Origin of the sequence: Streptomyces solicamelliae, assembly GCF_045348655.1 — a bacterium.
Taxonomy (GTDB): Bacteria; Actinomycetota; Actinomycetes; order Streptomycetales; family Streptomycetaceae; genus Streptomyces; species Streptomyces solicamelliae.
In genome coordinates this window covers 1,271,093-1,294,817 of sequence record NZ_CP160404.1, presented here as the reverse complement: position 1 = coordinate 1,294,817, position 23,725 = coordinate 1,271,093, and the positions used below count along the sequence as shown (strand labels likewise).

At 72.2% G+C, this 23,725-nt stretch carries 26 protein-coding genes; 9 read left to right on the top strand and 17 right to left on the bottom strand.

The window, feature by feature from the left end; all coding sequences use genetic code 11:
* Nucleotides 1-29 precede the first annotated feature (29 nt).
* The gene (locus tag ABZO31_RS05995) at nucleotides 30-656 is read left to right on the top strand and encodes a TetR family transcriptional regulator (RefSeq protein WP_406859940.1); all 627 of its coding nucleotides are present in this window, start codon (nucleotides 30-32) and stop codon (nucleotides 654-656) included.
* A gap of 12 nt (nucleotides 657-668) precedes the next feature.
* Here ABZO31_RS05995 and ABZO31_RS05990 read toward each other — a convergent pair whose 3' ends face one another.
* Nucleotides 669-1,130 (bottom strand): MaoC family dehydratase, encoded by a 462-nt coding sequence (locus ABZO31_RS05990; protein ID WP_406859939.1) that lies wholly within the window; start codon nucleotides 1,128-1,130, stop codon nucleotides 669-671.
* A 111-nt stretch (nucleotides 1,131-1,241) separates the two neighbouring features.
* On the opposite strand from ABZO31_RS05990, the gene soxR reads away from it, so the two are divergent.
* Complete coding sequence (gene soxR / locus ABZO31_RS05985; RefSeq protein WP_406859937.1) at nucleotides 1,242-1,718, top strand: redox-sensitive transcriptional activator SoxR; 477 nt, start codon at nucleotides 1,242-1,244, stop codon at nucleotides 1,716-1,718.
* 123 nt (nucleotides 1,719-1,841) lie between these two features.
* Here soxR and ABZO31_RS05980 read toward each other — a convergent pair whose 3' ends face one another.
* The 4 genes from ABZO31_RS05980 to ABZO31_RS05965 all read right to left on the bottom strand — a co-directional run bounded on the left by ABZO31_RS05980 (nucleotide 1,842) and on the right by ABZO31_RS05965 (nucleotide 6,341).
* Nucleotides 1,842-2,915 (bottom strand): RNA ligase (ATP), encoded by a 1,074-nt coding sequence (locus ABZO31_RS05980; protein WP_406859936.1) that lies wholly within the window; start codon nucleotides 2,913-2,915, stop codon nucleotides 1,842-1,844.
* 87 nt (nucleotides 2,916-3,002) lie between these two features.
* Nucleotides 3,003-3,581, bottom strand: coding sequence for a hypothetical protein (locus tag ABZO31_RS05975; RefSeq protein ID WP_406859935.1), 579 nt, complete (start codon nucleotides 3,579-3,581; stop codon nucleotides 3,003-3,005).
* 159 nt (nucleotides 3,582-3,740) lie between these two features.
* Nucleotides 3,741-5,006 carry an alpha/beta hydrolase gene (locus tag ABZO31_RS05970; protein WP_406865264.1) on the bottom strand — a complete coding sequence of 422 codons (1,266 nt, stop codon included), beginning with the start codon at nucleotides 5,004-5,006 and terminating at the stop codon, nucleotides 3,741-3,743.
* Between the two features lie 90 nt (nucleotides 5,007-5,096).
* A complete protein-coding gene (locus ABZO31_RS05965; RefSeq protein WP_406859934.1) occupies nucleotides 5,097-6,341 on the bottom strand; it encodes an exo-beta-N-acetylmuramidase NamZ domain-containing protein in 1,245 nt (414 codons plus the stop codon).
* 193 nt (nucleotides 6,342-6,534) lie between these two features.
* Between ABZO31_RS05965 and ABZO31_RS05960 the strand changes: the two genes are divergently transcribed.
* Together ABZO31_RS05960 and ABZO31_RS05955 are read left to right on the top strand one after the other, a co-directional pair.
* Nucleotides 6,535-7,290 (top strand): SDR family oxidoreductase, encoded by a 756-nt coding sequence (locus tag ABZO31_RS05960; protein ID WP_406859933.1) that lies wholly within the window; start codon nucleotides 6,535-6,537, stop codon nucleotides 7,288-7,290.
* A 102-nt stretch (nucleotides 7,291-7,392) separates the two neighbouring features.
* A complete protein-coding gene (locus ABZO31_RS05955) occupies nucleotides 7,393-7,986 on the top strand; it encodes a TetR/AcrR family transcriptional regulator (RefSeq protein ID WP_406859932.1) in 594 nt (197 codons plus the stop codon).
* A gap of 70 nt (nucleotides 7,987-8,056) precedes the next feature.
* On the opposite strand, the gene ABZO31_RS05950 is transcribed toward ABZO31_RS05955, so the two are convergent.
* The 9 genes from ABZO31_RS05950 to ABZO31_RS05910 form a co-directional block, all read right to left on the bottom strand.
* Nucleotides 8,057-9,307 (bottom strand): acyl-CoA dehydrogenase family protein, encoded by a 1,251-nt coding sequence (locus ABZO31_RS05950; protein WP_406859930.1) that lies wholly within the window; start codon nucleotides 9,305-9,307, stop codon nucleotides 8,057-8,059.
* Nucleotides 9,308-9,312: 5 nt separating this feature from the next.
* Nucleotides 9,313-10,335, bottom strand: a complete 1,023-nt coding sequence (locus ABZO31_RS05945) for a phosphotransferase family protein (RefSeq protein WP_406859929.1) — start codon at nucleotides 10,333-10,335, stop codon at nucleotides 9,313-9,315.
* A gap of 234 nt (nucleotides 10,336-10,569) precedes the next feature.
* Complete coding sequence (locus ABZO31_RS05940) at nucleotides 10,570-11,481, bottom strand: MBL fold metallo-hydrolase (protein WP_406859928.1); 912 nt, start codon at nucleotides 11,479-11,481, stop codon at nucleotides 10,570-10,572.
* A gap of 95 nt (nucleotides 11,482-11,576) precedes the next feature.
* Nucleotides 11,577-11,873, bottom strand: coding sequence for a hypothetical protein (locus tag ABZO31_RS05935; protein ID WP_406859927.1), 297 nt, complete (start codon nucleotides 11,871-11,873; stop codon nucleotides 11,577-11,579).
* 84 nt (nucleotides 11,874-11,957) lie between these two features.
* Nucleotides 11,958-12,266, bottom strand: coding sequence for a DUF202 domain-containing protein (locus ABZO31_RS05930; protein ID WP_406859926.1), 309 nt, complete (start codon nucleotides 12,264-12,266; stop codon nucleotides 11,958-11,960).
* Entirely contained in the window at nucleotides 12,266-12,658 is a 393-nt protein-coding gene (locus ABZO31_RS05925) for a YidH family protein (protein WP_406859925.1), read from the bottom strand. Before ABZO31_RS05925 ends, ABZO31_RS05930 begins: the two co-directional genes overlap by 1 nt.
* Before the next feature lie 9 nt (nucleotides 12,659-12,667).
* A complete protein-coding gene (locus tag ABZO31_RS05920; protein ID WP_406859924.1) occupies nucleotides 12,668-13,192 on the bottom strand; it encodes an NUDIX hydrolase in 525 nt (174 codons plus the stop codon).
* Between the two features lie 18 nt (nucleotides 13,193-13,210).
* The gene (locus tag ABZO31_RS05915; protein ID WP_406865263.1) at nucleotides 13,211-13,975 is read right to left on the bottom strand and encodes a glucose 1-dehydrogenase; all 765 of its coding nucleotides are present in this window, start codon (nucleotides 13,973-13,975) and stop codon (nucleotides 13,211-13,213) included.
* 20 nt (nucleotides 13,976-13,995) lie between these two features.
* Nucleotides 13,996-14,637: a TetR/AcrR family transcriptional regulator gene (locus tag ABZO31_RS05910; protein ID WP_406859923.1), complete on the bottom strand. Its 642-nt coding sequence runs from the start codon at nucleotides 14,635-14,637 to the stop codon at nucleotides 13,996-13,998.
* A 95-nt stretch (nucleotides 14,638-14,732) separates the two neighbouring features.
* On the opposite strand from ABZO31_RS05910, the gene ABZO31_RS05905 reads away from it, so the two are divergent.
* On the top strand, nucleotides 14,733-16,388 hold the full coding sequence (locus ABZO31_RS05905) for an FAD-binding dehydrogenase (RefSeq protein ID WP_406859922.1): 1,656 nt from the start codon (nucleotides 14,733-14,735) through the stop codon (nucleotides 16,386-16,388).
* Between the two features lie 65 nt (nucleotides 16,389-16,453).
* Here ABZO31_RS05905 and ABZO31_RS05900 read toward each other — a convergent pair whose 3' ends face one another.
* Both ABZO31_RS05900 and ABZO31_RS05895 read right to left on the bottom strand, forming a co-directional pair.
* Entirely contained in the window at nucleotides 16,454-17,851 is a 1,398-nt protein-coding gene (locus ABZO31_RS05900) for a gluconate:H+ symporter (protein WP_406859921.1), read from the bottom strand.
* Between the two features lie 59 nt (nucleotides 17,852-17,910).
* Nucleotides 17,911-18,438: a gluconokinase gene (locus tag ABZO31_RS05895; protein WP_406859920.1), complete on the bottom strand. Its 528-nt coding sequence runs from the start codon at nucleotides 18,436-18,438 to the stop codon at nucleotides 17,911-17,913.
* Between the two features lie 144 nt (nucleotides 18,439-18,582).
* On the opposite strand from ABZO31_RS05895, the gene ABZO31_RS05890 reads away from it, so the two are divergent.
* From ABZO31_RS05890 to ABZO31_RS05875, 4 genes are all read left to right on the top strand, one after another.
* Nucleotides 18,583-19,284 carry a FadR/GntR family transcriptional regulator gene (locus tag ABZO31_RS05890; protein ID WP_406859918.1) on the top strand — a complete coding sequence of 234 codons (702 nt, stop codon included), beginning with the start codon at nucleotides 18,583-18,585 and terminating at the stop codon, nucleotides 19,282-19,284.
* Nucleotides 19,285-19,475: 191 nt separating this feature from the next.
* Nucleotides 19,476-20,948, top strand: coding sequence for an amino acid permease (locus ABZO31_RS05885; RefSeq protein ID WP_406859916.1), 1,473 nt, complete (start codon nucleotides 19,476-19,478; stop codon nucleotides 20,946-20,948).
* 147 nt (nucleotides 20,949-21,095) lie between these two features.
* The gene (locus ABZO31_RS05880) at nucleotides 21,096-22,181 is read left to right on the top strand and encodes an S-(hydroxymethyl)mycothiol dehydrogenase (RefSeq protein ID WP_406859915.1); all 1,086 of its coding nucleotides are present in this window, start codon (nucleotides 21,096-21,098) and stop codon (nucleotides 22,179-22,181) included.
* On the top strand, nucleotides 22,181-22,810 hold the full coding sequence (locus ABZO31_RS05875) for an MBL fold metallo-hydrolase (protein ID WP_406859914.1): 630 nt from the start codon (nucleotides 22,181-22,183) through the stop codon (nucleotides 22,808-22,810). The genes ABZO31_RS05880 and ABZO31_RS05875 overlap by 1 nt, the downstream gene beginning before the upstream one ends.
* Here the strand turns inward: ABZO31_RS05875 and ABZO31_RS05870 are convergent.
* Complete coding sequence (locus ABZO31_RS05870) at nucleotides 22,794-23,717, bottom strand: pseudouridine synthase (protein WP_406859912.1); 924 nt, start codon at nucleotides 23,715-23,717, stop codon at nucleotides 22,794-22,796. The genes ABZO31_RS05875 and ABZO31_RS05870 overlap by 17 nt on opposite strands.
* Nucleotides 23,718-23,725: the final 8 nt, after the last annotated feature.

Here is a 23,725-nt window from a genome sequence, read left to right as displayed (position 1 = left end):
GTCCTGACCGGCGGGAGAAAGGGCGAACGATGACCGCGGCGGAGGAGACGGTCCTCGACGAGGACAAGCCCTGGGGTGAGGTCACCCCCGAGGCGGCACGCAAGCTGCTGGTGGCGGCTGTCGAGGCGTTCGCCGAGCGCGGCTACCACGCCACGACCACGCGCGACATCGCCGGCCGGGCCGGCATGAGCCCGGCGGCGCTCTACATCCACTACAAGACCAAGGAAGAGCTGCTCCACCGGATCAGCCGGATCGGTCACGACCGGGCCCTGGAGATCCTGGAGCAGGCGGCCGCCGGACCCGGCACCGCCGCCGAGCGGCTCGCCGACGCCGTGCGCTCCTTCGTCCGCTGGCACGCCGAGCGGCACACCACCGCGCGCGTGGTCCAGTACGAGCTGGACGCGCTCGGCCCCGAGCACCGCACCGAGATCGTGGACCTGCGGCGCAAGAGCGACGGGGCGATCCGGCGGATCATCGAGGAGGGCGTCGCGGCGGGCGAGTTCGACGTGCCCGACGTGGCCGGCACCACGGTCGCCGTGCTCTCCCTGTGCATCGACGTCTCCCGCTGGTTCAACGCGCAGGGCCGCCGGACGCCCGACGAGGTCGGCGCGCTCTACGCCGACCTCGTCCTGCGGATGGTGGGCGCGCGGCAGTAGGCGCCCCCGGGCTCAGAAGTAGTACCGCGACACGCACTCGGCGACGCAGACCGGCTTGTCGCCGCCCTCGCGCTCGACCGTCACCTGCGCGGTGACCTGCACGCCGCCGCCTGCCTCCGTCACCTCGGCGAGCACGGCGGAGGCGCGCAGCCGTGAGCCGACCGGCACGGGGGCGGGGAACCGGACCTTGTTCGAGCCGTAGTTGACGCCCATCCGCATGCCCTCGACGCTCATGATCTGCGGCAGGAACGCGGGCAGCAGCGACAGCGTGAGGTAGCCGTGGGCGATCGTCGTCCCGAACGGGCCGGACGCGGCGCGCTCCGGGTCCACGTGGATCCACTGGTGGTCCCCGGTGGCCTCGGCGAAGAGGTCGATCCGCTTCTGGTCGATCTCCAGCCACTCGCTGTACCCGAGCTGCTCGCCCACGGCGGCGGTCAGTTCCTCGGCGGAGGTGAAGATCCTCGGCTCGGTCATGTCCTGCTCCCTCTGACATTGCGCGCACTGTTCACGGAAACAATTAAGCGACTGCTTAGCATGTTCGGTGTGCGGTCTTCTGTCAATGGGCGGGCCAGTAGGGTTCGGGGAGTGCCGCAGATTCCAGAGAAGATCCACGAGCTCTCCGTCGGTCAGCTGTCCGCGCGCAGCGGGGCGGCGGTGTCCGCCCTTCACTTCTACGAGTCCAAGGGACTGATCTCCAGCCGCCGGACCACCGGCAACCAGCGCCGCTACTCACGTGACGCGCTGCGCCGGGTCGCCTTCGTCCGCGCCGCGCAGCGCGTCGGCATCCCGCTCGCCACCATCCGAGAGGCGCTCGCCGAACTGCCCGAGGAACGCACCCCCACCCGCGAGGACTGGGCCCGGCTCTCCGAGGCATGGCGCTCCGAACTGGACGAGCGGATCAAGCAGCTCGGGCGGCTCCGCGACCACCTCACCGACTGCATCGGCTGCGGCTGCCTCTCCCTGGAGAACTGTGTGCTCTCCAACCCGGACGACGTCGTCGGTGAGGGCATGACCGGCTCCCGGCTCATGGGGGAGCGCCGCACCCCCGCGAACAGCGGCTGAGGCAGGGCCGCGGCTGAAGCAGGGAAGGGACCGAAGCGGGGCAGAGGCCGCCGCAGGACCGGGCCTGAAGCAGGACAGGGGACCCGCCCCCCGCGCGGGTCCCCTGCCGGTCCTCGGGCCGGTCTACTCGTACTCGGTGCCGCCCTTGCGGGTCAGATACGCCGGGCTGACGGACTTGGCGATCGCCCGGCCGCCGACCACCGGGCTGTACCGGCCGGTCGCGGAGCGGATGACCACGCCCTCGCGCAGATGCAGGTCCTCCCCGGAGACCGTCTCCCGGCCGCTGGTCAGCTCCAGCACCTTCGCGAGGTCGTACGGACCGCTGTACAGCCGCGGTACGAGGGGCAGTTGCCCGTCGTCCAGCACCTCGGCGGGGTCCAGCCAGACGATCTTCCCGTCCAGGTCGGCGGACACGTCGAAGACCGCGAGGCCGACGCGGCCCTCGGCGCGGGCGTCCGCGCCGTACGCGAGGTCCTGCACGCCCGCGCCGTACACCTCGCCGAAGATCCCCACCCGGCGCGCGCCGAGCCGCTCAGCGAGCGCGGCGGCGACCGCCGGGACGCCGTGGTCGTGGACGGCGCGCCAGTACAGGTTGCGCGGGTCCTCCTGCAGCGCCAGGCCCTTCGCGCCGAAGCCCTTGGAGGACACCTGCACGCGGCCGTCCTCCGCGAAGTACGTCACCAGACAGGCCGTGCCGTGCAGCTTCTCGGTCACCGTCACCGGCTCCCCGGGCTCGAACACGTCCGGGTAGCGCTGGATGTTCTCGATGTCGGTCCACGGCAGCAGATCGGGCGCGGACTCCACCTCGCCGCTCATCGTCGGCGGGATCGGCGGCGCCCACTTGGTGATGCCGAGACGCTCCGCGAAGTCCCCGCCGTCGGTCACCGCCCGCGCCAGCTCGTCCTCGGCGAGCGCCCGTGGCCGGCAGACGATGCCCTGGGACAGCTCGCCGCGCAGTCGTACCGCCTTCACCCGGTCCTTCGCCTTCCCGGCGAGCCGCCCGGTCAGCCCCAGCTCCTCGATCAGGTCGGCCGGGAGCACGGCCTGTTCGGGGATGTACAGGGCGATGTCCCCCGACTTGTAGGCCCCCTTGGCCACGACCGCGCGATAGAGGCCGACCTGGGCCAGTTCCAGTGCGTCGGCGTCGGGATGCGGATGGACGGTCAGGACCTCGGCGGTCACGCGCAGGGTGGACATCTCAGGGCTCCGGGTGCTCGGGTTCGTGTGTCATCGACGGACACTCTGCCGAGCCCGAAACCCTTTGGGCCAAGGGTTTTTCGTCTGTTAGCGTCGCGCGGCGCCGACCGGGACCGGCCGGGTCCGGCCCGCCCGCGGCATCAGGACCGCCGACGGCAACGTCACCCCGCACGTCCCGCACACCGGTTCGGGACGGTGCTCGATCCGCGTCCCCGCGCAGACCGGGCAGTGCGCGCCCGGAGCGGCGCGCAGCGCGGCTATCAGCCGGCGCAGCACCTCCGCCAGCGGCTCCGACGGATGCACCGCCGGATCGTCGCACCGCGCCACGCCGTTGCCGCCCCAGGTGCGGCGGTGCCAGTCGTCGACCGAGGCGGGCCGGCGCAGCCCGTCGTGCTTCTCGCGGCGCCGCCGTTCGGCGAACTCCCGCTCGTACGCGAGCCACACCGCCCGCGCCTCCTCCAGCTCGTCGAGCGCGGCCACCAGCCGCGCCGGATCGAGGTCCCGGTCCTCGGGCCCGAACCCGTGCCTGCGGCACAGATGGGCCCAGGTCGCCCGGTGCCCGTACGGCGCGAACCGCTCCAGGCACTTGCGCAGCGAGTACCTCCGCAGCGCGGGATCGCAGCCAGGGTCACGTACCTGTCTGGCGAGACTCCGGAAACCGGCCATCGCTCCGCCACCTCCGTCGCTGGTGCTTCGGCGTCATGAGAGGGACGAACGACGCGCCGTTCGTGTTCCATCGAAATTCCGATGGGGGCCATCAATGGCGCGGAAGAGACGGGTGGGAACGCGCCGGACGGGCCGCCTCCGAGGCGGTGGGCCCGCGGCTCAGCGGCCGAAACGGCCCGCCGCGGCGACCACGCGCGCCAGCTCCGGATGACAGATGTCACTGTGCGCGCCGGACGGCGGACCGCCCCGCCGGACCACCGAGGCGGCGTCCACGTTCACGCAGCCGGAGGCGGGGATCCCGGCGCGCAGCGCCTCGTCCAGGGTCAGCGAGCGGGTCCCGGGCACGGCCTGGACGCCGTCGTGCCCGACCGCCCACCACCGCCGGTCGAGGCCGGCCACCCGCGAGTCGTCGCGGGCCAGCCGGGACGCCAGCGGGTAGATCACGCCCAGGGCCGTGTCGTGCCGCGAGTGGCAGGCCACCACCGGCCCGTCGACCCGCCGCTGCATGTCCCGCAGCGCGCCCGAGGCGTCCCGGTCGTGCGGCAGGCTCGACGCGAACGCGTAGTGCGAGAACGCCCCCTGGAGCAGCGTCACCGACTTCACGTTCCGGGTCCCGGACGGCAGCCCGCGCAGCGCGAACGCCACCAGCCGGGCGCCCATGCTGTGGCCCACCAGATGGATCCTCAACGCCGGGGCAGAGCGGGCCAGTTCACCGAGGAGCGGGCCGAGGCCCCGCTCGCCGACCGTCCCCGCGCGGCGCTTCATCGTGTAGTACGTGGCCTGGCGCAGCGCCTCCTCCGCGCCCCTCCACAGTCGGCCGAGCCCGCCGAACAGCTCGCGTGTGTCCGGTCCGGCCTGCTCGGCGACCTGCTCCCCGTCCCCGTCCCCGTCCCCGTCCCCGTCCCCGTCCAGCGAGTCCAGCGCCGCCGCGAACAGCGCGCAGGTCTCCACCGGGTCCCCGGTCAGGAACGCCGGGACGCCCTCGTCGGGCGCTCCCCCGTCCGGCCCGCCGGCCGCCGTCGTCCGGTCCACGTCCGTCAGCTCCCGCAGCAGCGCGCCGAACTCCGCGAACGCCGTCTCGCTCTCCGGCCGTTCCGCCAGCAGCTCCGCGATCCGGCCCACGGCCCGCTCCTTGCCCGGCAGGTGCGCCGCCAGGCCCTCGAAGTCGGGGATCGGCTCGTCGGTGAACCACATGGACGGCCAGAACACGCCCCCGTAGCCGATCCTCGCCCCCTCCCGCACCAGCCCGGGGAAGGGGGCGAGGAAGGCCGAATACAACCGGGCGGCCACGGAGCGGGAACTGTTCCACCCGTGCGCGAACAGCACCAGATCCGTCCCGCCCATGCGCAGCAGCGCATCGCGCTGCCCCGCGGCCCCGTCGCCCTCCTTGTCGAAGACGACCTCCCGGTACGGCTGCACACTCATCCCGGCCATGGCCCGTCCCTCCGCGTCGAGGATCGCTGCCCGGGCAGCATCCTGCGGAACGGGAGGGACGGCCATACCCGGCGCAGCCGTTCACCTGTACAGCAGATGCTCCTCGCGCACCGCGCGGAACGCGGCCAGGTCCGCCTGCCAGGCCGCGACCACCTCGTCCGGCCCCGCGCCCGCGTCGATCATCGTCCGGACCCGGGTCGAGCCGGTCAGCTTGTCGATCCAGTTGTCCGCCCGCCAGGCGAACCCGCTCCACGACCGCTTCGCCGTCACCAGCAGCGCCACACCGGTGCGCACCGGGTCGAACGCGGCCCGGTCGTGCACCATCAGCTGCACCCCGCCGACCGTCTTCCCCTGGAACTTGGAGAACGTCGGCGCGAAGTACGCCTCCCGGAACCGCACCCCGGGCAGTTCCAGCGCGTTGGCCGCCTCCGCCCACCGCCGGTCCACGCCCTCCGCGCCGAGCAGTTCGAACGGCCGCGTGGTGCCCCGGCCCTCGGACAGATTCGTTCCTTCGAACAGACAGGTGCCCGCGTACACCAGCGCCGTCTCCGGCGTCGGCATGTTCGGGCTCGGCGGCACCCACGGCAGTCCGGTCGCGTCGAAGAACTCCGAGCGCCGCCAGCCCGTCATCCGGACCGTCTCCAGCCGCACCGGCCGCGCCAGGAACTCGGCGTTGAACAGCAGTGCCAGCTCCGCGACCGTCATGCCGTGCGCCTGCGCGATCGGCTCGCGGCCCACGAACGTCGCGAACGCCCGGTCCAGGACCGGCCCGAGGGCCGCCCGGCCGGTCACCGGGTTCGGCCGGTCGAGCACCACGAACCGCTTGCCCGCCAGTTCGGTCGCGACCATGCAGTCGTACATGGTCCAGATGTAGGTGTAGAAGCGCGCGCCCGCGTCCTGGATGTCGAAGACGACCGTGTCCACACCCGAGGCGGTGAACACGTCGGCGAGAGGTCGACCGCTCTTCAGGTACGTGTCGTACACCGGCAGCCCGGTCGCCGGGTCGTCGTACCGCCCCTCCGAGCCGCCCGCCTGCGCCGTGCCCCGGAAGCCGTGCTCCGGCCCGAACACCGCGGTCAGGTCCACCCGGTCGTCGGCGTGCATCACGTCCACGATGTGCCGCGCGTCGGCGGTGATCCCGGTCGGGTTGGTGACCACCCCGATCTTCTGTCCCGACAGCGCCGCGTAACCGTCGGCCGCCAGCCGCTCGAAGCCGGTGCGCACCCGGCCGTGCCGCCCCTCCTGCGCCCGGGCCGGCCCGCCGGCGAGCGCGACCGCGCCCAGCGCGCCGCCACCGGCCAGCAGACCCCGTCTGGACAGGCTCATACGGAAACCTCCTTGATCGCCTTTCCTGACATGGCCACGCACGCTAGCGCGGACCGGGGCCGGGCGGAACGAGGCGTGCACGGGCCGCCCGCAAGGTCCCCCGAGCGCCCGCCCGGTCCAAGCACGGCCCTTCCACCAGGACATACCGACCGGTTAGTCTGCTGGCATTCACAGAGCGGAGAGGTGGGTCTCGATGAGTGCGGTGCAGGGACAGACCGTGGTGGTCACGGGCGCGGGCGGCGGCATCGGCGCCGCGCTGGCCCGCCGGTTCGCCGCCGAGGGCGCCCGGGTCGTCGTCAACGACCTCGACCCCGGCAGGACCAAGGACGTCGCCGAGGAGATCGGCGCCCTGGCCGTCGCCGGCGACGCCTCCGCGATCGTCGAGGAGGCCCGCGAGGCCCTCGGCGGCCACATCGACGTCTGGTGCGCCAACGCCGGGCTCGCCTCCCCGGGCGACGCCTTCGCCGACGAGGCCGTCTGGGCCGCCGCCTGGGACGTCAACGTGATGGCGCACGTCCGCGCGGCCCGCGCCCTGCTGCCCGCCTGGCTGGAGCGCGGCAGCGGCCGCTTCGTCTCGACCGTCTCCGCCGCCGGCCTGCTCACGATGATCGGCGCGGCCCCGTACAGCGTCTCCAAGCACGGCGCCTACGCCTTCGCCGAATGGCTCTCGCTCACCTACCGGCACCGCGGCCTCAAGGTCCACGCGATCTGCCCGCAGGGCGTCCGCACCGACATGCTCACCGCCTCCGGCTCGGCCGGCGAACTCGTCCTCGCCCCCACCGCCATCGAGCCCGAGGACGTCGCCGACGCGCTCTTCGAGGGCATCGAGGCCGACCGCTTCCTGATCCTCCCGCACCCCGAGGTCGCCGACTACTACCGTGCGCGGGCCGGCGACCCCGAGCGCTGGCTCGGCGGCATGAACCACATCCAGCGCACCTGGGAATCCTGACGGAGCCCCCGGGGACCGGAAGTGGGAAGATCCTCGGAAGGGAACGGCGTTCCCGCACGTAACGACGACCACACGGTGTGAACGAGAGAAAGGCGGCGGCGCATGGCCAGGACGACGGACGGGAGCGGTACCCCCGTCCCGCAGAGGCTGCTGGCCGCCGCCACCCGGCTGTTCGCCGAGCAGGGCTACGACCGGACGTCCGTCCAGGAGATCGTCGAGGCGGCCGGCGTCACCAAGGGCGCGCTGTACCACTACTTCGGCTCCAAGGAGGACCTCCTGCAGGAGGTCTACGCGCGTGTGCTGCGCCTCCAGCAGGAGCGCCTGGACGCCTTCGCGGGCGCCGACGCCCCCGTCGAGGAGCGGCTGCGCGGCGCGGCGGCCGACGTGGTGGTCACCACCATCGAGAACCTCGACGACGCCTCGATCTTCTTCCGCTCCATGCACCACCTGAGCCCGGAGAAGTACAAGCAGGTACGGGGCGAGCGACGGCACTACCACGAGCGGTTCCGGGCCCTGATCGAGGAGGGCCAGCGCAGCGGCGTGTTCTCCGACGCCACCCCGGCGGACCTGGTGGTCGACTACCACTTCGGCTCGGTGCACCACCTGTCCACCTGGTACCGCCCGGACGGCCCGCTCAGCCCCCAGCAGGTCGCCGACCACCTGGCCGACCTGCTGCTGCGGGCGCTGCGCCCGTAGGCCCCGGACCACGCCGAAGCGGCGGCCGCGCACGCGCGCGACCGCCGCTTCGGGGTCTTCAGCGGTACTTTCAGCGGTACTTCTTCAGCTCCTGACGGGCCAGCGAGCGCTGGTGCACCTCGTCCGGGCCGTCCGCCAGCTGCAGCGTCCGTGCCGCCGCCCACAGCTCGGCCAGCGGGAAGTCCTGGGAGACGCCGGCCGCGCCGTGCAACTGGACCGCCTTGTCGATGATCCCGACCACCGCGCGCGGGGTGGCGATCTTGATGGCCTGGATCTCGGTGTGCGCGCCCCGGTTGCCGACCGTGTCCATCAGCCAGGCGGTCTTCAGGACGAGCAGCCGCAGCTGCTCGATCGTCACCCGCGCGTCCGCGATCCAGTTCTGCACCACGCCCTGCTGGGCCAGCGCCTTGCCGAAGGCGGTACGGGACGCCGCCCGCCGGCACATCAGCTCCACCGCGCGCTCGGCCATGCCGATCAGCCGCATGCAGTGGTGGATCCGGCCCGGCCCGAGGCGCGCCTGGGCGATGCCGAAGCCGCCGCCCTCCTCGCCGATCAGATTGCCCGCCGGCACCCGGACGTCGTCGAACACGACCTCGGCGTGCCCGCCGTGCGAGTGGTCCTCGAAGCCGTACACCTGCATCGCCCGCCGCACCTGGACGCCGGGGGTGTCCCGCGGCACGAGGATCATCGACTGCTGGCGGCGGATGTCCGGGCCGTCAGGGTCCGTCTTGCCCATGACGATGAAGACCTTGCAGGCCGGGTTCATCGCCCCGGAGATGTACCACTTGCGCCCGTTGATCACGTAATCGCCCCCGCCCTCGGCTGCGCTCGAGCGGGAGGTGCCCCCCCCGTCGCGCTCGATCCGCGTCTCGATGTTGGTGGCGTCCGAGGAGGCCACCTCCGGCTCGGTCATCGCGAACGCGGACCGGATCTCCCCGGCGAGCAACGGCTCCAGCCACTGCTTCTTCTGCGCCTCGTCGCCGAAGAGCGCGAGCACCTCCATGTTGCCGGTGTCCGGGGCCGCGCAGTTCAGCGCGGTCGGGGCCAGTTCGGGGCTGCGGCCGGTGATCTCGGCGAGCGGGGCGTACTGGAGGTTGGTGAGCCCCGCGCCGTACTCGCCGTCCGGCAGGAACAGGTTCCACAGGCCCTGCCGCCGGGCCTCGGCCTTCAGGTCCTCGACGATCTGCGGGGTGTCCCAGGGAGACGCGAGCGCGGCGCGCTGCTCGTGCGCGACGGACTCGGCCGGGTAGACGTACTCGTCCATGAAGGCGAGCAGCTTCGCGCGCAGCTCCTCGGTGCGGGCGTCGAATGCGAAGTCCATGCGGATCAGCCTTCCTGGAGGGTGGTGAGGCCGTGCTCGATGAAGACCGGGACGAGCTCGCCGATCCGGTCGAAGCCGGCGCCGACGGTCTGGCCGAGGGTGTAGCGGTAGTGGATGCCCTCGAGGATCACGGCGAGCTTGAACCAGGCGAAGGCCGTGTACCAGGGCAGCGCGGAGACGTCGCGGCCCGACTTCTCCGCGTACCGCGCGATCAGCTCGGCGGGGTCGGGGTGGCCGGGGGCCGCGGCCGTGGTGCTGATGGGGGAGCCGGGCAGCTCCAGCTTCGCGCTGTACATCGCCAGCAGGCCGAGGTCGGTCAGCGGGTCGCCGAGGGTGGACATCTCCCAGTCCAGGACGGCGGTGATCCGGTCGTCCTCGTCGATCAGCACGTTGTCCAGGCGGTAGTCGCCGTGCACCACGGTCGGGGCGGGGGAGTCGGGCAGGGAGCGGCCCAGTGCCGCGTGCAGCTCGTCGATGCCGGCCAGTTCGCGGTTGCGCGAGGCGTCCAGCTGCTTGCCCCAGCGGCGCAGCTGCCGGTCGAGGAAGCCCTCCGGGCGGCCGAAGTCGCCGAGTCCCGCCGCGTCGGGGTCGACCGCGTGCAGGTCGACGAGCGTGTCGACGAGACCGAGGACGGCGGCGCGGGTGCGCTCCGGGCCGAGCCCGGCGAGCTGGTCGGCCGTGCGGTACGGAGTGCCCGGCACGAACTCCATCACGTAGAACGGCGCGCCGAGGACCGCATCGTCGTCGCAGAGCAGCACCGGGCGGGGCACCGGTACGGAGGTCGGGTGCAGCGCGCTGATCACCCGGTGCTCGCGCTTCATGTCGTGCGCGGTGGCCAGCACGTGGCCGAGCGGCGGCCGGCGCACCACCCACCGGCTGCCGCCGTCGGTGACGACGTACGTCAGGTTGGAGCGGCCGCCCTCGATCAGCCGGGCCCGCAGCGGTCCGTCCACCAGTCCGGGCCGCTCGCGGTCGAGGTAACCGCGCAGCCGCTCGAGGTCGAGGCCGGGCGGGGGGCTGGTGCTCATGGTGCGTACCTCCGGGACGGGTGGGGCCGGTCGCCCGCCATCATGACCGACCAGTCGGTATGTCGTCCAGGGGAGTGAGCCGGAAGGCCCTGACCGATGGGTCCGGGCCCTGGCTCCAGGCCGGTGGACGGGCCGTCGCTCCGGGCCGGTGGACGGGCCGTGGTTTTGGGCCGGTGACTTCGGCCGTCGCTCCGGGTCGCGGTGGCTCCGGGCCGTGGCTCCAGGCCCGTGGCCTCAGGCGTGGCAGGCGACCGGGACGCCGCCGTTCATCGCCGCCATGTCGCCGAAGACCGCCGCCGGGTCGAGCGGCGAGCCGCCGGGCAGCCCGTCCAGCTCCGCGTAGGCCCGGTGCAGATTGGCGACGAGCCGCTCGCTCTCCCGCCAGGCCGCGAACTCCCCGAGATCCGCCGTCCGCGCCGTCTCCAGCGGGCTCGCCCCCTTGGCGCGCCCCTCCAGGGCCAGCTCGGCGACCCGGCGCAGATAGCGCTCCGTCGCCTCGTACGCGGACGGGTCCGTCACCGGCCCGTGCCCCGGCACCACCGTCTCCGCGTCCAGCGAGCGCAGCAGTTCCAGGGCGCGCAGCGAACCGGCCAGCGATCCCATCGGCACGAACGGCGTCCCGCCGTGGAAGACCAGGTCGCCGGTGAACACCACGCCCTGCTCGGGGAGATGGACGATCGAGTCACCGGTGGTGTGCGCGACGCCGGGGTGCAGCACGCGCACCTCGATCCCGCCGACGTACAGGGTCAGCCGCTCGCTGTACGTGAGCGAGGGCGGCGTGACGCGGATGTCGCCGAAGTCGGTCTGCGGCCACAGCAGATGGAGCTGGCGGCCGGCGGACAGCTGCTCCGCCCGGCAGCTGTCGTGCCCCACGATCAGCGCGGCCGGGGCGAACACCCCGTTGCCGTAGGTGTGGTCGCCGTGGTGGTGCGTGTTCACGACGGTCCGCGGCAGCGGCAGCCCCGCGGCGAGCACCGCGTCGCGCAGCGTCAGCGTGCGCCGCTGGGTCGCCGTCGTGTCCACGAGCAGGCTCTCCTCCGCGTCGCCGAGGAAGCCCGCGTTGTTGAGGCACCAGCCGCCGTCCGGCTGCACGAACGCGTGCACCCCCGCGGCGAGTTCGACGGTGTACGGATCGGTCGCGGCCATGAGGTCCCCCCGGGAGCGGCTGACAGGTCGGCGAAAGCCTGCCAGCCGGGAGGGGCGCGGGGGAAGCCGACGCGGCAGCCGGGCCCGCCGGTGTCTCAGTGGTCGTCCCAGTGTGTGTCGTGCGCCGCGTGACGGTGTCCGTCGTGCACGTAGTCGACGTGGTCGCCGTGCACCACGGACGTGTGCCCGCAGTCCGGCCCGTGCACATGGTCGGGGTGGGTGTGCGGCACGTGGTTCGGGGTCTCGCACTCGTCCCAGTGCCCCTGGTGCTCGCGGTGCAGATGCCCGTCGTGCGCGTAGTCCATGTGGTCCCCGTGCTCGACGGCCAGGTGCCCGCAGGCCGGGCCGTGGCTGTGCGCGTGGGTGGCGTGCTCGTGGTGGAGGACGGTCATGACGTCGCCTCCGGAGAGGAAGTGATGACCTTCCCAGGCTAGTCCGAATCGCCCGGTTCGTCCGGGTGGGCCGTGGCCCGTCCGTCACACCACCATGGCCACCGCGAACGCCGCCAGAGCGACGGTCGCCCCCGCCGCCAGCAGGGCGGCGCGGTGCGACAGGGCCTGCGGCCGGGCCGCGCCCAGGGCCTGCATGCGGCGGTGCGCCACCGCCAGGAAGCCCAGCCACACCAGCACCGACAGGGCCGCGCCGAACAGGCCCGCCGGCGTCACCTCGTCATGGATCGACTGCTTCGCGGCGAAGACCGCCGCCACCGTCGCCGACAGCGTCGTCCGCCGCCAGGCCAGCCGCGTCCGCTCCGGCTGCAGCCCCGGATCGCGGCTCTGCGGCATCAGCCCGCCCAGCCGAACAGCACGACCACCACCATCGCCAGCGCCACCACGGCCACCGCGAGACTCAGCACCGTCGGGAACCGCGACACCGGCAGGTCCTCGCCCCGCCGCATCGCCCGCTCGCAGCGCACCCAGTGGTTGACCGCGCGCAGCGCGCACAGCACCCCCGCGCCGATCAGCGCCAGCGAGAGCCCGACCCGTACCCCCCACCGCAGGTCCGGCAGGAACTGGTCGACGGCGAAGCCGCCACCCACCAGCGCGAGCCCGGTCCGCACCCAGGCGAGGAAGGTCCGCTCGTTCGCCAGCGAGAACCGGTAGTCGGGGGTGTCGCCCTCCTCACGGATCCGCTGCGGCGCGAACCACAGGCGCAGGCTCTGTACGAAGTCGTTCACGCGGGCACTTTACAGAGAGGGTCGCCCTGTGGCCCGGTACGCCAGCAGCCGCTGGTACGCCGCCAGGCCGTCCGGCACCCACTCCCACTCGCCGAGCCGCGCGGTCAGTTCCTCGTCGGTGAGGAAGGCGTGCCAGGCGACCTCCTCCACCTGCGGCCGCACCGGCAGCGCGCAGCGGACCTCGTAGACGGCGGACCACCAGCGCCCGCCCTCGCCCTCGTACAGGAAGCGGAACAGCGGCCGGGGCCGGTCGAGCCCGGACACCCCGAGCTCCTCCTCGGCCTCCCGCAGCGCGGCGTCGTCGTACGACTCGCCCGCGCCGACCACTCCGCCCACGAACAGGTCGTACCGGGACGGGAACACCAGCTTCGTCGGGGTCCGGCGGTGCACGAACACCCTGCCCTGCGCGTCCCGGACGAGGATGAACGTGCAGCGATGGATCAGGCCCCGCGCGTACACCTCGCCGCGCCGGGCCTGACCGGTCACCTCGTCGTTCTCGTCGACGACGTCGAGCAGTTCATCGGCAGCGTTCATGCCGCCATCCAAGCAGCCTCACTGACCCATGACGTACTTCACCGTCGGACCCGTGGTCCACCCGCCGTCCACCGCCAGCTCCGCGCCGGTCACGTACGAGGCCGCGTCGGAGAGCAGGAAGACCACCGCCCCGGCGATCTCGTCGGCCTCGCCGACCCGGCCCATCGGGGTGTTCGGGTACCTGCCCTCGCCCCGCTCGATGCCGACCGAGGCGGTCATCGGGGTGTACGTCATGCCCGGGTGCACGGAGTTGACGCGGATCCGCGCCGTGCCCAGCTCCACCGCGCCGATCTTCGTCAGCCCGCGCACGCCCCACTTGGACGCGCCGTAGCCGGCGGTCAGGGCCAGGCCCATCAGGCCGGCCGCGGAGGAGATGTTGACGATCGAGCCGCCGCCCGCCTCCTTCATCGCCGGTATCGCGGCCTTCATGCCGATGAAGACGCCGGTCAGGTTGATGTCGAGGACCCGGCGGAAGTGCTCGACGGACTCGCTCTCCAGGAACGCGCCGGTCGAGATGCCCGCGTTGTTGACCAGCCCGTGCAGACCGCCGAACTCGGCGACGGCGTACGCGACGGCCGCCGCCCAGTCCTCCTCGGAGGTCACGTCGTGGTGCAGGAACCGGGCCCGCTCGCCGAGCTCCGCCGCGGTCGCCTTGCCGTCCTCGTCGAGCACGTCGGTGATCACGACGCTCGCGCCGGCCGCGACGGCGTGGCGGGCGGCCTCGGCGCCCAGGCCACGGGCGCCGCCGGTGATCAGGACGGTCTTGCCGCTCAGGTCGTTCACGTTCAGGTTCGCGTTCACGTTCATGGAAGGTCCTTTCGGCCGGCGGGCCGGGGCGCCCGGAGCAGTGCGGTGGTGGTGGCGACGAGGTCGGCCAGGAAGAGCGGCTCGTCGGTGAGGGGCTCGGCGCCGTCGAGGTACTGGCGGGCCCGGTCGGCCATCGCCGCGCCGACGACGGTCAGCGCCAGGTCGAGCCGTTCGAGCCGCAGCGGCTCGGGCAGCCCGTCGGCGGTCAGACGGGCTTCGATCCGCTCGAACAGGGCCCAGTACGGGGTCCCGGCCAGCGTCGGATGCGGGGTCCGCGCACGGACCCCGCTCTCGTGGCTGAGCTGCGTGGAGATCCGCAGGCAGCGCCGGCCGCGATCGGTGCGCAGCTCGCTCGACTCGGCGGTGACCAGGACGGTGATCAGCTCGGGCAGGTCGTCCGGCGCGGCCGCGAGCAGCGGCGCGAGGACCGCGTTCGTCCGGTCCTGGCGCCCGGCCATCACCGCGTCCACGAGCCCCTCGCGGGAGCCGAAGTGGTACTGCACGGCCGACGGATTGGCCTGTCCGGCCAGGGCGACGACGTCCCTGAGCTGGCCGCCGTGCACGCCCTGGGCGGCGAAGATCTCCTCCGCCGCCCGGATCAGCTTCTCCCGGGTCTCGGGTCCCGATGTCCTCGCCATGGGATCCATGGTAATGCTCGACATTAGAAAACGGGAGTGAGGCGACTCCGCCCGGACGGTTGACTGGATACAGTCCTGTATCCAAGATGCGGTCCATGTCGTACGACGCTGATGTGATCGTCATCGGGGCCGGGCTCGCCGGGCTCGTCGCCACCGCGGAGCTGGTCGAGGCCGGCCGGAGCGTGATCCTGCTCGACCAGGAGCCCGAACAGTCCCTCGGAGGCCAGGCACACTGGTCCTTCGGCGGACTCTTCCTCGTCGACTCGCCGGAGCAGCGGCGGATGCGGATCAAGGACAGCCACGCCCTCGCCCTGCAGGACTGGTACGGCACCGCCGGCTTCGACCGGGACGAGGACCACTGGCCGCGCCGCTGGGCGGAGGCGTACGTCGACTTCGCGGCGGGGGAGAAGCGCAGCTGGCTGCACTCCCGCGGGGTCCGCTTCTTCCCGGTGGTCGGCTGGGCCGAGCGCGGCGGCTACGACGCGAACGGGCACGGCAATTCCGTACCCCGCTTCCACATCACCTGGGGCACCGGCCCCGGCCTCGTCGCCCCCTTCGAGGCGAAGGTCCGCGAGGGCGCCGCCCGCGGCCTGGTGACCTTCCGCTTCCGGCACCGGGTGACCGGCCTCGGCCGTACCGCGGGCAGCGTCGACACCGTCACCGGCGAGATCCTGGCGCCCTCCGACGCCGAGCGCGGCACCGCCAGCAGCCGCGAGGTCACCGGCTCCTTCGAACTCCGCGCCCAGGCGGTGATCGTCACCTCCGGCGGCATCGGCGGCAACCACGACCTGGTGCGCAAGCAGTGGCCCGAGCGGCTCGGCACGCCGCCCGCCCGGCTGCTCTCCGGTGTCCCCGCGCACGTCGACGGGCTGATGCTCGGGATCACCGAGGACGCCGGCGCCCGCCACATCAACCGCGACCGGATGTGGCACTACACCGAGGGCATCGAGAACTGGAACCCGATCTGGGCCAGGCACGGCATCCGCATCCTGCCCGGCCCGTCGTCGCTCTGGCTGGACGCCCGCGGCCGCCGCCTGCCGGTGCCGCTGTTCCCCGGCTTCGACACCCTCGGCACCCTCGAACACATCATGCGGACCGGGTACGACCACACCTGGTTCGTCCTCGACAAGCGCATCATCGGCAAGGAGTTCGCGCTCTCCGGCTCCGAGCAGAACCCCGACCTCACCGGCAAGTCGGTCCGCGACGTGATCGGCCGCGCCCGCGCCGACGTGCCCGGCCCGGTGCAGGCGTTCATGGACCACGGCGTCGACTTCGTCGTCGAGGACGACCTGTCCGCACTGGTCCGGGGCATGAACGCGCTCACCGACGAGCCGCTGATCGACGAGGCGGAGCTGCGCCGCGAGATCACCGCCCGGGACCGCGAGATCGCCAACCCGTTCACCAAGGACCTCCAGGTCACGGCGATCCGCGGGGCCCGCAAGTACCTCGGCGACAAGCTGATCCGCACCGCGTCCCCGCACCGCATCCTCGACCCGAAGGCCGGCCCGCTGATCGCCGTACGGCTCAACATCCTGACCCGCAAGTCCCTCGGCGGCCTGGAGACGGACCTCTCCTCGCGGGTCCTGAAGGAGGGCGGCGAGGTCCTGGAGGGCGTGTACGCGGCGGGCGAGGCGGCCGGCTTCGGCGGCGGCGGCGTCCACGGCTACCGCTCCCTGGAGGGCACCTTCCTCGGCGGCTGCATCTTCTCCGGCCGCGCGGCGGGCCGGGCCGCGGCGCGGTCGGTCGGGTAGGCGGGCACGGGAAGGGCCGGCCGCCTCATCAGCGAGGCGACCGGCCCTTTCCCGTTCCAGGGGCCTTACAACACCAGCGACAGCAGCAGCACGAAGATGATGCCGACGACCGAGATGATCGTCTCCATCACCGACCAGGTCTTGATCGTCTGGCCGACGTTCATGCCGAAGTACTCCTTCACCAGCCAGAAGCCGGCGTCGTTGACGTGGCTGAAGAAGAGCGAGCCGGCGCCGATGGCCAGGACCAGCAGCGCGGTCTCGGTGGTCGACATGCCCTCGGCCAGCGGGGCCACCAGACCGGCGGCGGAGATCGTCGCCACGGTCGCGGAGCCGGTCGCGAGCCGGATCGCCACCGCGATCAGCCAGGCGAGCAGCAGGGCGGGGATCGACCAGTTCTCGGAGAACTCCAGGATCATCTGGCCGACGCCGACGTCGATCAGGGTCTGCTTGAAGCCGCCGCCCGCGCCGACGATCAGCAGCACGCCCGCGATGGGGGCGAGGGACTTCTCGACGGTCGTGGCGATCCGGTCCTTGCCGAAGCCGGCGGCGCGGCCCAGCGTGAACATGCCCACGATCACCGCGGCGAGCAGCGCGATCAGCGGCGAGCCGATGACGTCGGTGACCTTCTGGACCGGGTTCTCCGGGTCGTCCACGACGATGTCGACGAGCGCCTTGACCAGCATCAGGACGACCGGCAGCAGCACGGTGGCGACGGTCACGCCGAAGCCGGGGCGCTTCTCCAGGTCCTCCGTGGGCCGCTGCGGGATCAGGTTCTCCGGGGCGTGCACGTCCACCCAGCGGGCGGCGTACCGGGAGAACAGCGGACCCGCGATGATCACGGTCGGTATCGCGACCAGCAGGCCGAGGGCCAGCGTGATGCCGAGGTTCGCCTTGAGGGCGTCGATGGCCACCAGCGGGCCGGGGTGCGGCGGGATCAGGCCGTGCATGACCGACAGACCGGCCAGCGCCGGGATGCCGATCCGCATCAGCGAGTAGTTGCCGCGCTTGGCGACGAGCAGCACGACCGGGATCAGCAGCACGATGCCGACCTCGAAGAACAGCGGCAGGCCGATCACCGAGGCGATCAGCACCATCGCCCACGGCATGGACCGGCCCTTGGCCTTGGCCAGGATCGTGTCGACGATCTGGTCCGCGCCGCCGGAGTCGGCGAGCAGCTTGCCCAGGATCGCGCCGAGCGCGATCAGCACGCCGACGCTCGCCACCGTCTTGCCCAGACCCGTGGTGAACGAGTCGAGGGTCGCCCCGAGCGGCGCGCCGGCGAACGCGCCGAGCGCCAGGGAGCCGATGGTCAGCGCCAGGAAGGCGTGCAGCTTGAACTTGGTGATGAGCAGGACGATGACGGCGATGCCGGCGAGCACGGCGATGCCGAGCTGGGCGTTGCCGGCCGAGGTGATCGGCTCGGTCGCGTCCGCTGCCAGCATCTCGACGCTGAGTCTGGTCACGGGGGTTCCTTAGGGACGGGGGAGTAGCGGGGGACGGGGGTGCGGAGGAGCAGTGGGGGTCAGTCGGCGAAGCCGTCGAGCAACGCGGTCACGGCCCGCTCGGTGATCTCCTCCGGGGAGCCGGAGACGTCGACGGCGACGCCGGCCTCGTCGCCCTGCAGCGGCTGCAGGGTGGCGAACTGCGAGTCGAGGAGAGCGGTCGGCATGAAGTGGCCCTTGCGGGCCGCCATCCGCTGCTCGATCAGCTCGCGGTCGCCGGTCAGATGCAGGAAGACCACGCCGGGCGCGGCCGCCCGCAGCCGGTCCCGGTAGATCCGCTTGAGGGCGGAGCTGCTCACCACGCCGCCGAGCCCGGCCCGGCCGTGCGCCCAGCGCCCGATGGCGTCGAGCCAGGGGGCGCGGTCGTCGTCGTCCAGCGGGATGCCGGCCGACATCTTCGCCACGTTCGCCTCGGGGTGGAAGTCGTCGCCCTCGGCGTAGGGGACGCCGAGCGCCTCGGCCACCAGCGGACCGATCGTGGTCTTGCCGGTGCCGGCGACTCCCATCACGACGACGACCCGGGGGATCGTGCGAGAAGTGGTGCTCATGGGGTGCCTCGCGTTCTTCGCTGTCTTCGTCGACAGATTTCCGTCGCGCTCATGAAACCCATTGGGTACGACGTATTCAAGTCTCTGTGACATAAAAGTCGTACTTTTTGTTCCCGGCTCTCGCACGCCCGTAGGCTGAGCCCCATGACGACACCGGCCCCGGGCCTCCACCCGCAGGTTCTGGCCACTCTGGGCCTCGCGATCACGGCCGGTGAGTACCCGCCGGGCACCGTGCTCCGCAGCGACGAGCTCGCCGAGCGCTTCGACGTCTCCCGCACCGTGGTCCGCGAGGTCGTCCGCGTCCTCGAGTCCATGCACCTCGTCGAGTCCCGCCGCCGCGTCGGCGTGATCGTGCTGCCGACCGAGGCGTGGAACATGTACGACCCCCAGGTCATCCGCTGGCGGCTGGCGGGCGCCGACCGGCCCCGGCAGCTCCGCTCGCTCACCGTGCTGCGCTCCGCCGTCGAGCCCGTCGCCGCCGGGCTCGCCGCCCTCCACGCCACCCCCGAGCAGTGCCGCGAGCTCACCGAGGAGGCCCTCGGCATGGTCGCCACCTCGCGCGGCCGGCAACTGGAGGCGTACCTGGTGCACGACATCGCCTTCCACCGGGTCGTGCTCAACGCCTCCGGCAACGAGATGTTCGCCCGGCTCGGCGACGTCGTCGCCGAGGTGCTCACCGGCCGTACCCACCACCACGTGATGTTCGAGGACCCCGACCCGGCCGCCGTCACCCTCCACGTCCAGGTCGCCGAGGCCGTGCGGGAGCGCGACGCCGAGCGGGCCGAGCGGCTGACCCGCGAGATCGCCGAGGGCGCGCTGAAGGAACTGGACGTGCTCGCCCCGTAGTCCCGCGGATTCCTTGGTAATACCTGCGCGTAACCTCAGAAGTAGCTCAAAAATGGGCCTTCAGTGACCTTGCTCACTGTCAGTGAGGGGTTCTTGGCTGACGATGTGCGCTGGCCGCACGACGGGACGAACGCCCCCCGACCCGGCCGGGTACCGCACAGACCCTCCCCCTCACGAAGGCGAACAACTCCATGAGTGACCGCATCTCCACTGCGGCCGACCCGCTGTCCGCCGATTCGGCGGCGTCCACGGCGTCGAACACCTCCACCCACGTGGACGCCGGCGACGCCGGATACCGCAAGGACCTCAAGTCCCGGCACATCAACATGATCGCCATCGGCGGCGCGATCGGCACGGGCCTCTTCCTCGGCGCCGGCGGCCGCATGGCGAACGCCGGCCCCTCGCTCTTCATCGCCTACGCGGTCTGCGGCCTCTTCGCCTTCTTCGTGGTCCGGGCCCTCGGCGAGCTGGTGCTCTACCGCCCGTCGTCCGGAGCCTTCGTCTCCTACGCCCGTGAGTTCATGGGGGAGAAGGGCGCGTACACGGCCGGCTGGCTGTACTTCCTGAACTGGTCGACCACCGCCGTCGCCGACATCACCGCGGCCGCGACCTACGCCCACTTCTGGTCGATGTTCAGCGACATCCCGCAGTGGATCCTCGCGCTGATCGCCCTGGCGATCGTGCTCGCCGCCAACCTCATCTCCGTGAAGTACTTCGGCGAGATGGAGTTCTGGTTCGCCATCGTCAAGGTCGCCGCCCTGGTGATCTTCATGGTGGTCGGCATCTTCCTCATCGTGACCTCGCACGACGTCGGCGGCCACACCCCGGGCCTGGCCAACATCACCGAGAACGGCGGCATCTTCCCCAACGGCGTCATGCCGATGCTGCTGCTGATCCAGGGCGTCGTCTTCGCCTACGCCTCCGTCGAGCTGTGCGGCGTCGCCGCCGGTGAGACCGAGAACCCCGAGAAGATCATGCCGAAGGCGATCAACTCGATCATGTGGCGCGTCGGCCTGTTCTACGTCGGCTCCGTCGTCCTGCTCGCGCTGATCCTCCCGTACACCGCCTACACCGGCGACCAGAGCCCGTTCGTCACCGTCTTCGACAAGCTCGGCATCCCCGGCGCCGCCGGCGTGATGAACCTCGTCGTCCTGACGGCCGCGCTCTCCAGCCTGAACTCCGGCCTGTACTCCACCGGCCGCATCCTGCGCTCCATGTCGCTGGCCGGCTCCGCGCCGAAGTTCACCGGCGTCATGAACAAGGGCGGCGTCCCCTACGGCGGCATCCTGCTCACCGCGGGCTTCGGCGTCGTCGGCGTCTTCCTGAACTTCGTGATGCCGGGCGAGGCCTTCGAACTCGTCCTGAACTTCGCCTCCATCGGCATCATCGGCACCTGGGCGATGATCATGCTCTGCTCGCTGCTGTTCGTCCGCCGCGCCAAGCAGGGCAAGCTCGTCCGCCCGTCGTACCAGCTGCCCTGGGCCCCGTACACCCAGATCGTGACGCTGGTCTTCCTGGCCTCCGTCGTGGTCCTGATGTGGATGGACGGCGGCGTGGGCCGCACCACCGTCAACTTCCTGCCGCTCATCGCGGCGGCCCTGGTCGGCGGCTGGTTCCTGGTCCGCGGCCGGGTCCGCGCCGCGGCCGGCGGCGCGCAGGACTGACGCACCGCACGGATTCCCCCACGGGAGTACGAGACCCCCGCAGGCGTGGCCTGCGGGGGTCTCGCGCCGTGTCAGGGGACAGTGGTACCCAAGAGCCTTACAAGATCCGTTTTCGACGGGATCCCGTCCGACGAAGGGAAGTCCACGATGCCGCAGCAGGTGCAGGGGGTCGTCGCCCCCGGAAAGAACGAGCCCGTACGCGTCGAGACGATCGTGATCCCCGACCCGGGCCCGGGCGAGGCCGTGGTGAAGATCCAGGCGTGCGGCGTCTGCCACACGGACCTCCACTACAAACAGGGCGCCATCAACGACGAGTTCCCCTTCCTCCTCGGTCACGAGGCCGCGGGCGTCGTGGAGTCCGTCGGCGAGGGCGTCACCGACGTCGCCGCCGGCGACTTCGTGGTCCTCAACTGGCGCGCCGTCTGCGGCGCCTGCCGGGCCTGTCTGCGTGGCCGCCCCTGGTACTGCTTCGACACCCACAACGCGAAGCAGAAGATGACGCTCCTCGACGGCACGGAACTCTCCCCGGCCCTCGGGATCGGCGCGTTCGCCGAGAAGACCCTGGTCGCCGCCGGACAGTGCACCAAGGTGGACCCCGCGGTCTCCCCGTCCGTCGCCGGACTGCTCGGCTGCGGCGTGATGGCCGGCATCGGCGCCGCGATCAACACCGGCGACGTCGGCCGCGGCGACTCCGTCGCCGTCATCGGCTGCGGCGGCGTCGGCGACGCGGCGATCGTCGGCGCCCGGCTCGCCGGAGCGGCCCGGATCATCGCGGTCGACATCGACGACCGCAAGCTCGAGACCGCCCGCTCCATGGGCGCGACGCACACCGTCAACTCCCGCACCACCGACCCCGTCGAGGCGATCCGCGAGCTCACCGGCGGCTTCGGCGCCGACGTCGTCATTGAGGCCGTCGGCCGCCCCGAGACGTACCAGCAGGCCTTCTACGCCCGCGACCTCGCCGGCACCGTGGTCCTCGTCGGCGTCCCCACCCCCGACATGAAGCTCGAACTCCCGCTGCTCGACGTCTTCGGCCGCGGCGGCGCGCTCAAGTCCTCCTGGTACGGCGACTGCCTGCCGTCCCGGGACTTCCCGATGCTGATCGACCTGCACCAGCAGGGCCGTATCGACCTCGCCGCCTTCGTCACCGAGACCATCGGCCTCGGCGACGTCGAGAAGGCGTTCGCCCGCATGCACGAGGGCGACGTCCTGCGCTCGGTGGTGGTCCTCTAATGTCCGTCCGCATCGACCGCCTGGTCACCTCCGGCACCTTCTCGCTCGACGGCGGCACCTGGGAGGTGGACAACAACGTCTGGATCGTCGGCGACGACTCGGAGGCCCTCGTGATCGACGCCGCCCACGACGCCGACGCGATCCTGGCCGCCCTCGACGGCCGTACCCTGCGCGCCATCGTCTGCACCCACGCGCACGACGACCACATCGACGCCGCCCCGGCGCTCGCCGCCGCCACCGGCGCGCGGATCCTGCTGCACCCCGACGACCACGCCCTGTGGAAGCTCACCCACCCCGACCACACCCCGGACGGCGAACTCGCCGACGGTCAGGTCCTCACCATCGCCGGCACGGACCTCACGGTCCTGCACACCCCCGGCCATGCCCCCGGCGCGGTCTGCCTGTACGCCGCCGACCTCGGCACGGTCTTCTCCGGCGACACCCTCTTCCAGGGCGGCCCGGGCGCGACCGGCCGATCGTTCTCGGACTTCCCGACGATCATCGACTCGATCCGCGAGAAGCTTCTGACGCTGCCGCCGGAGACGGTGGTCCGCACCGGCCACGGCGACCCCACGACGATCGGCGACGAGGCCCCGCACCTGGAGGAATGGATCACCCGGGGCCACTGAGAGACAACCGACTGACGAACGTCGTCGCATCCCCCGTGAACGGGTCGGGGAACTCCAGCGTCCGCGCCAGCAGCCGCAGCGGCCGCGTGTAGTCCTCCGGCCCGTCCGGGCGCACCACCGGGTACACCGGATCGTCCAGGATCGGCACGCCCAGCGCGTTCATGTGCACCCGCAGCTGATGCGTCCGCCCGGTCACCGGCACCAGCCGGTACCGGGCGAGCCCGCCGGGCAGCCGCTCGAGGAGCTCGACGCGACTCTCGCTGTTCGGCTCACCGGGCACCTCCCGAGCGGCGATGACCCCCCGCTCCTTCTCGATCCGGCTCCGCACGGTGACGGGCAGCACCAGCTCCGGGTCGTACGGCGCCACCGCCTCGTACACCTTGCGCACGGCCCGGTCCCGGAACAGCGTCTGGTACGCCCCCCGGTCCTCCGGCCGCACGACGAACAGCACGAGCCCCGCGGTGAGCCGGTCCAGCCGGTGCGCCGGCTGCAGCGCGGGCACACCGAGGTCCCGCCGCAGGCGCGCGACCGCGGTCTCGGTCACGTGCCGCCCCCGCGGCATGGTGGCGAGGAAGTGCGGCTTGTCGGCCACCACGATCCGCTCGTCCCGGTACACCACCCCCATCTCGAACGGCACCCGCTCCTCCGGGGCGAAGTCCCGGTGGAACCACAGGTACCGCCCCGCGGCATACGGCTCGTCCCCGTCCACACCCCGCCCGTCGGCCCCCACGAACCGCCCCTCCCGGAGCATCGCCTCGACCCGCTCGACCCCCACGACCCCACCGAACCGCGCCACCAGATGCTCCCCCACGGTCCCCCAGCCCCCCTCGGGCAACCGCACCCGCACCGCATCGATCCCGCCCCGCTGCGGCAACGGCGACACCGGGGCCTTCGTCTTCCGTCGCATCAGGGTCG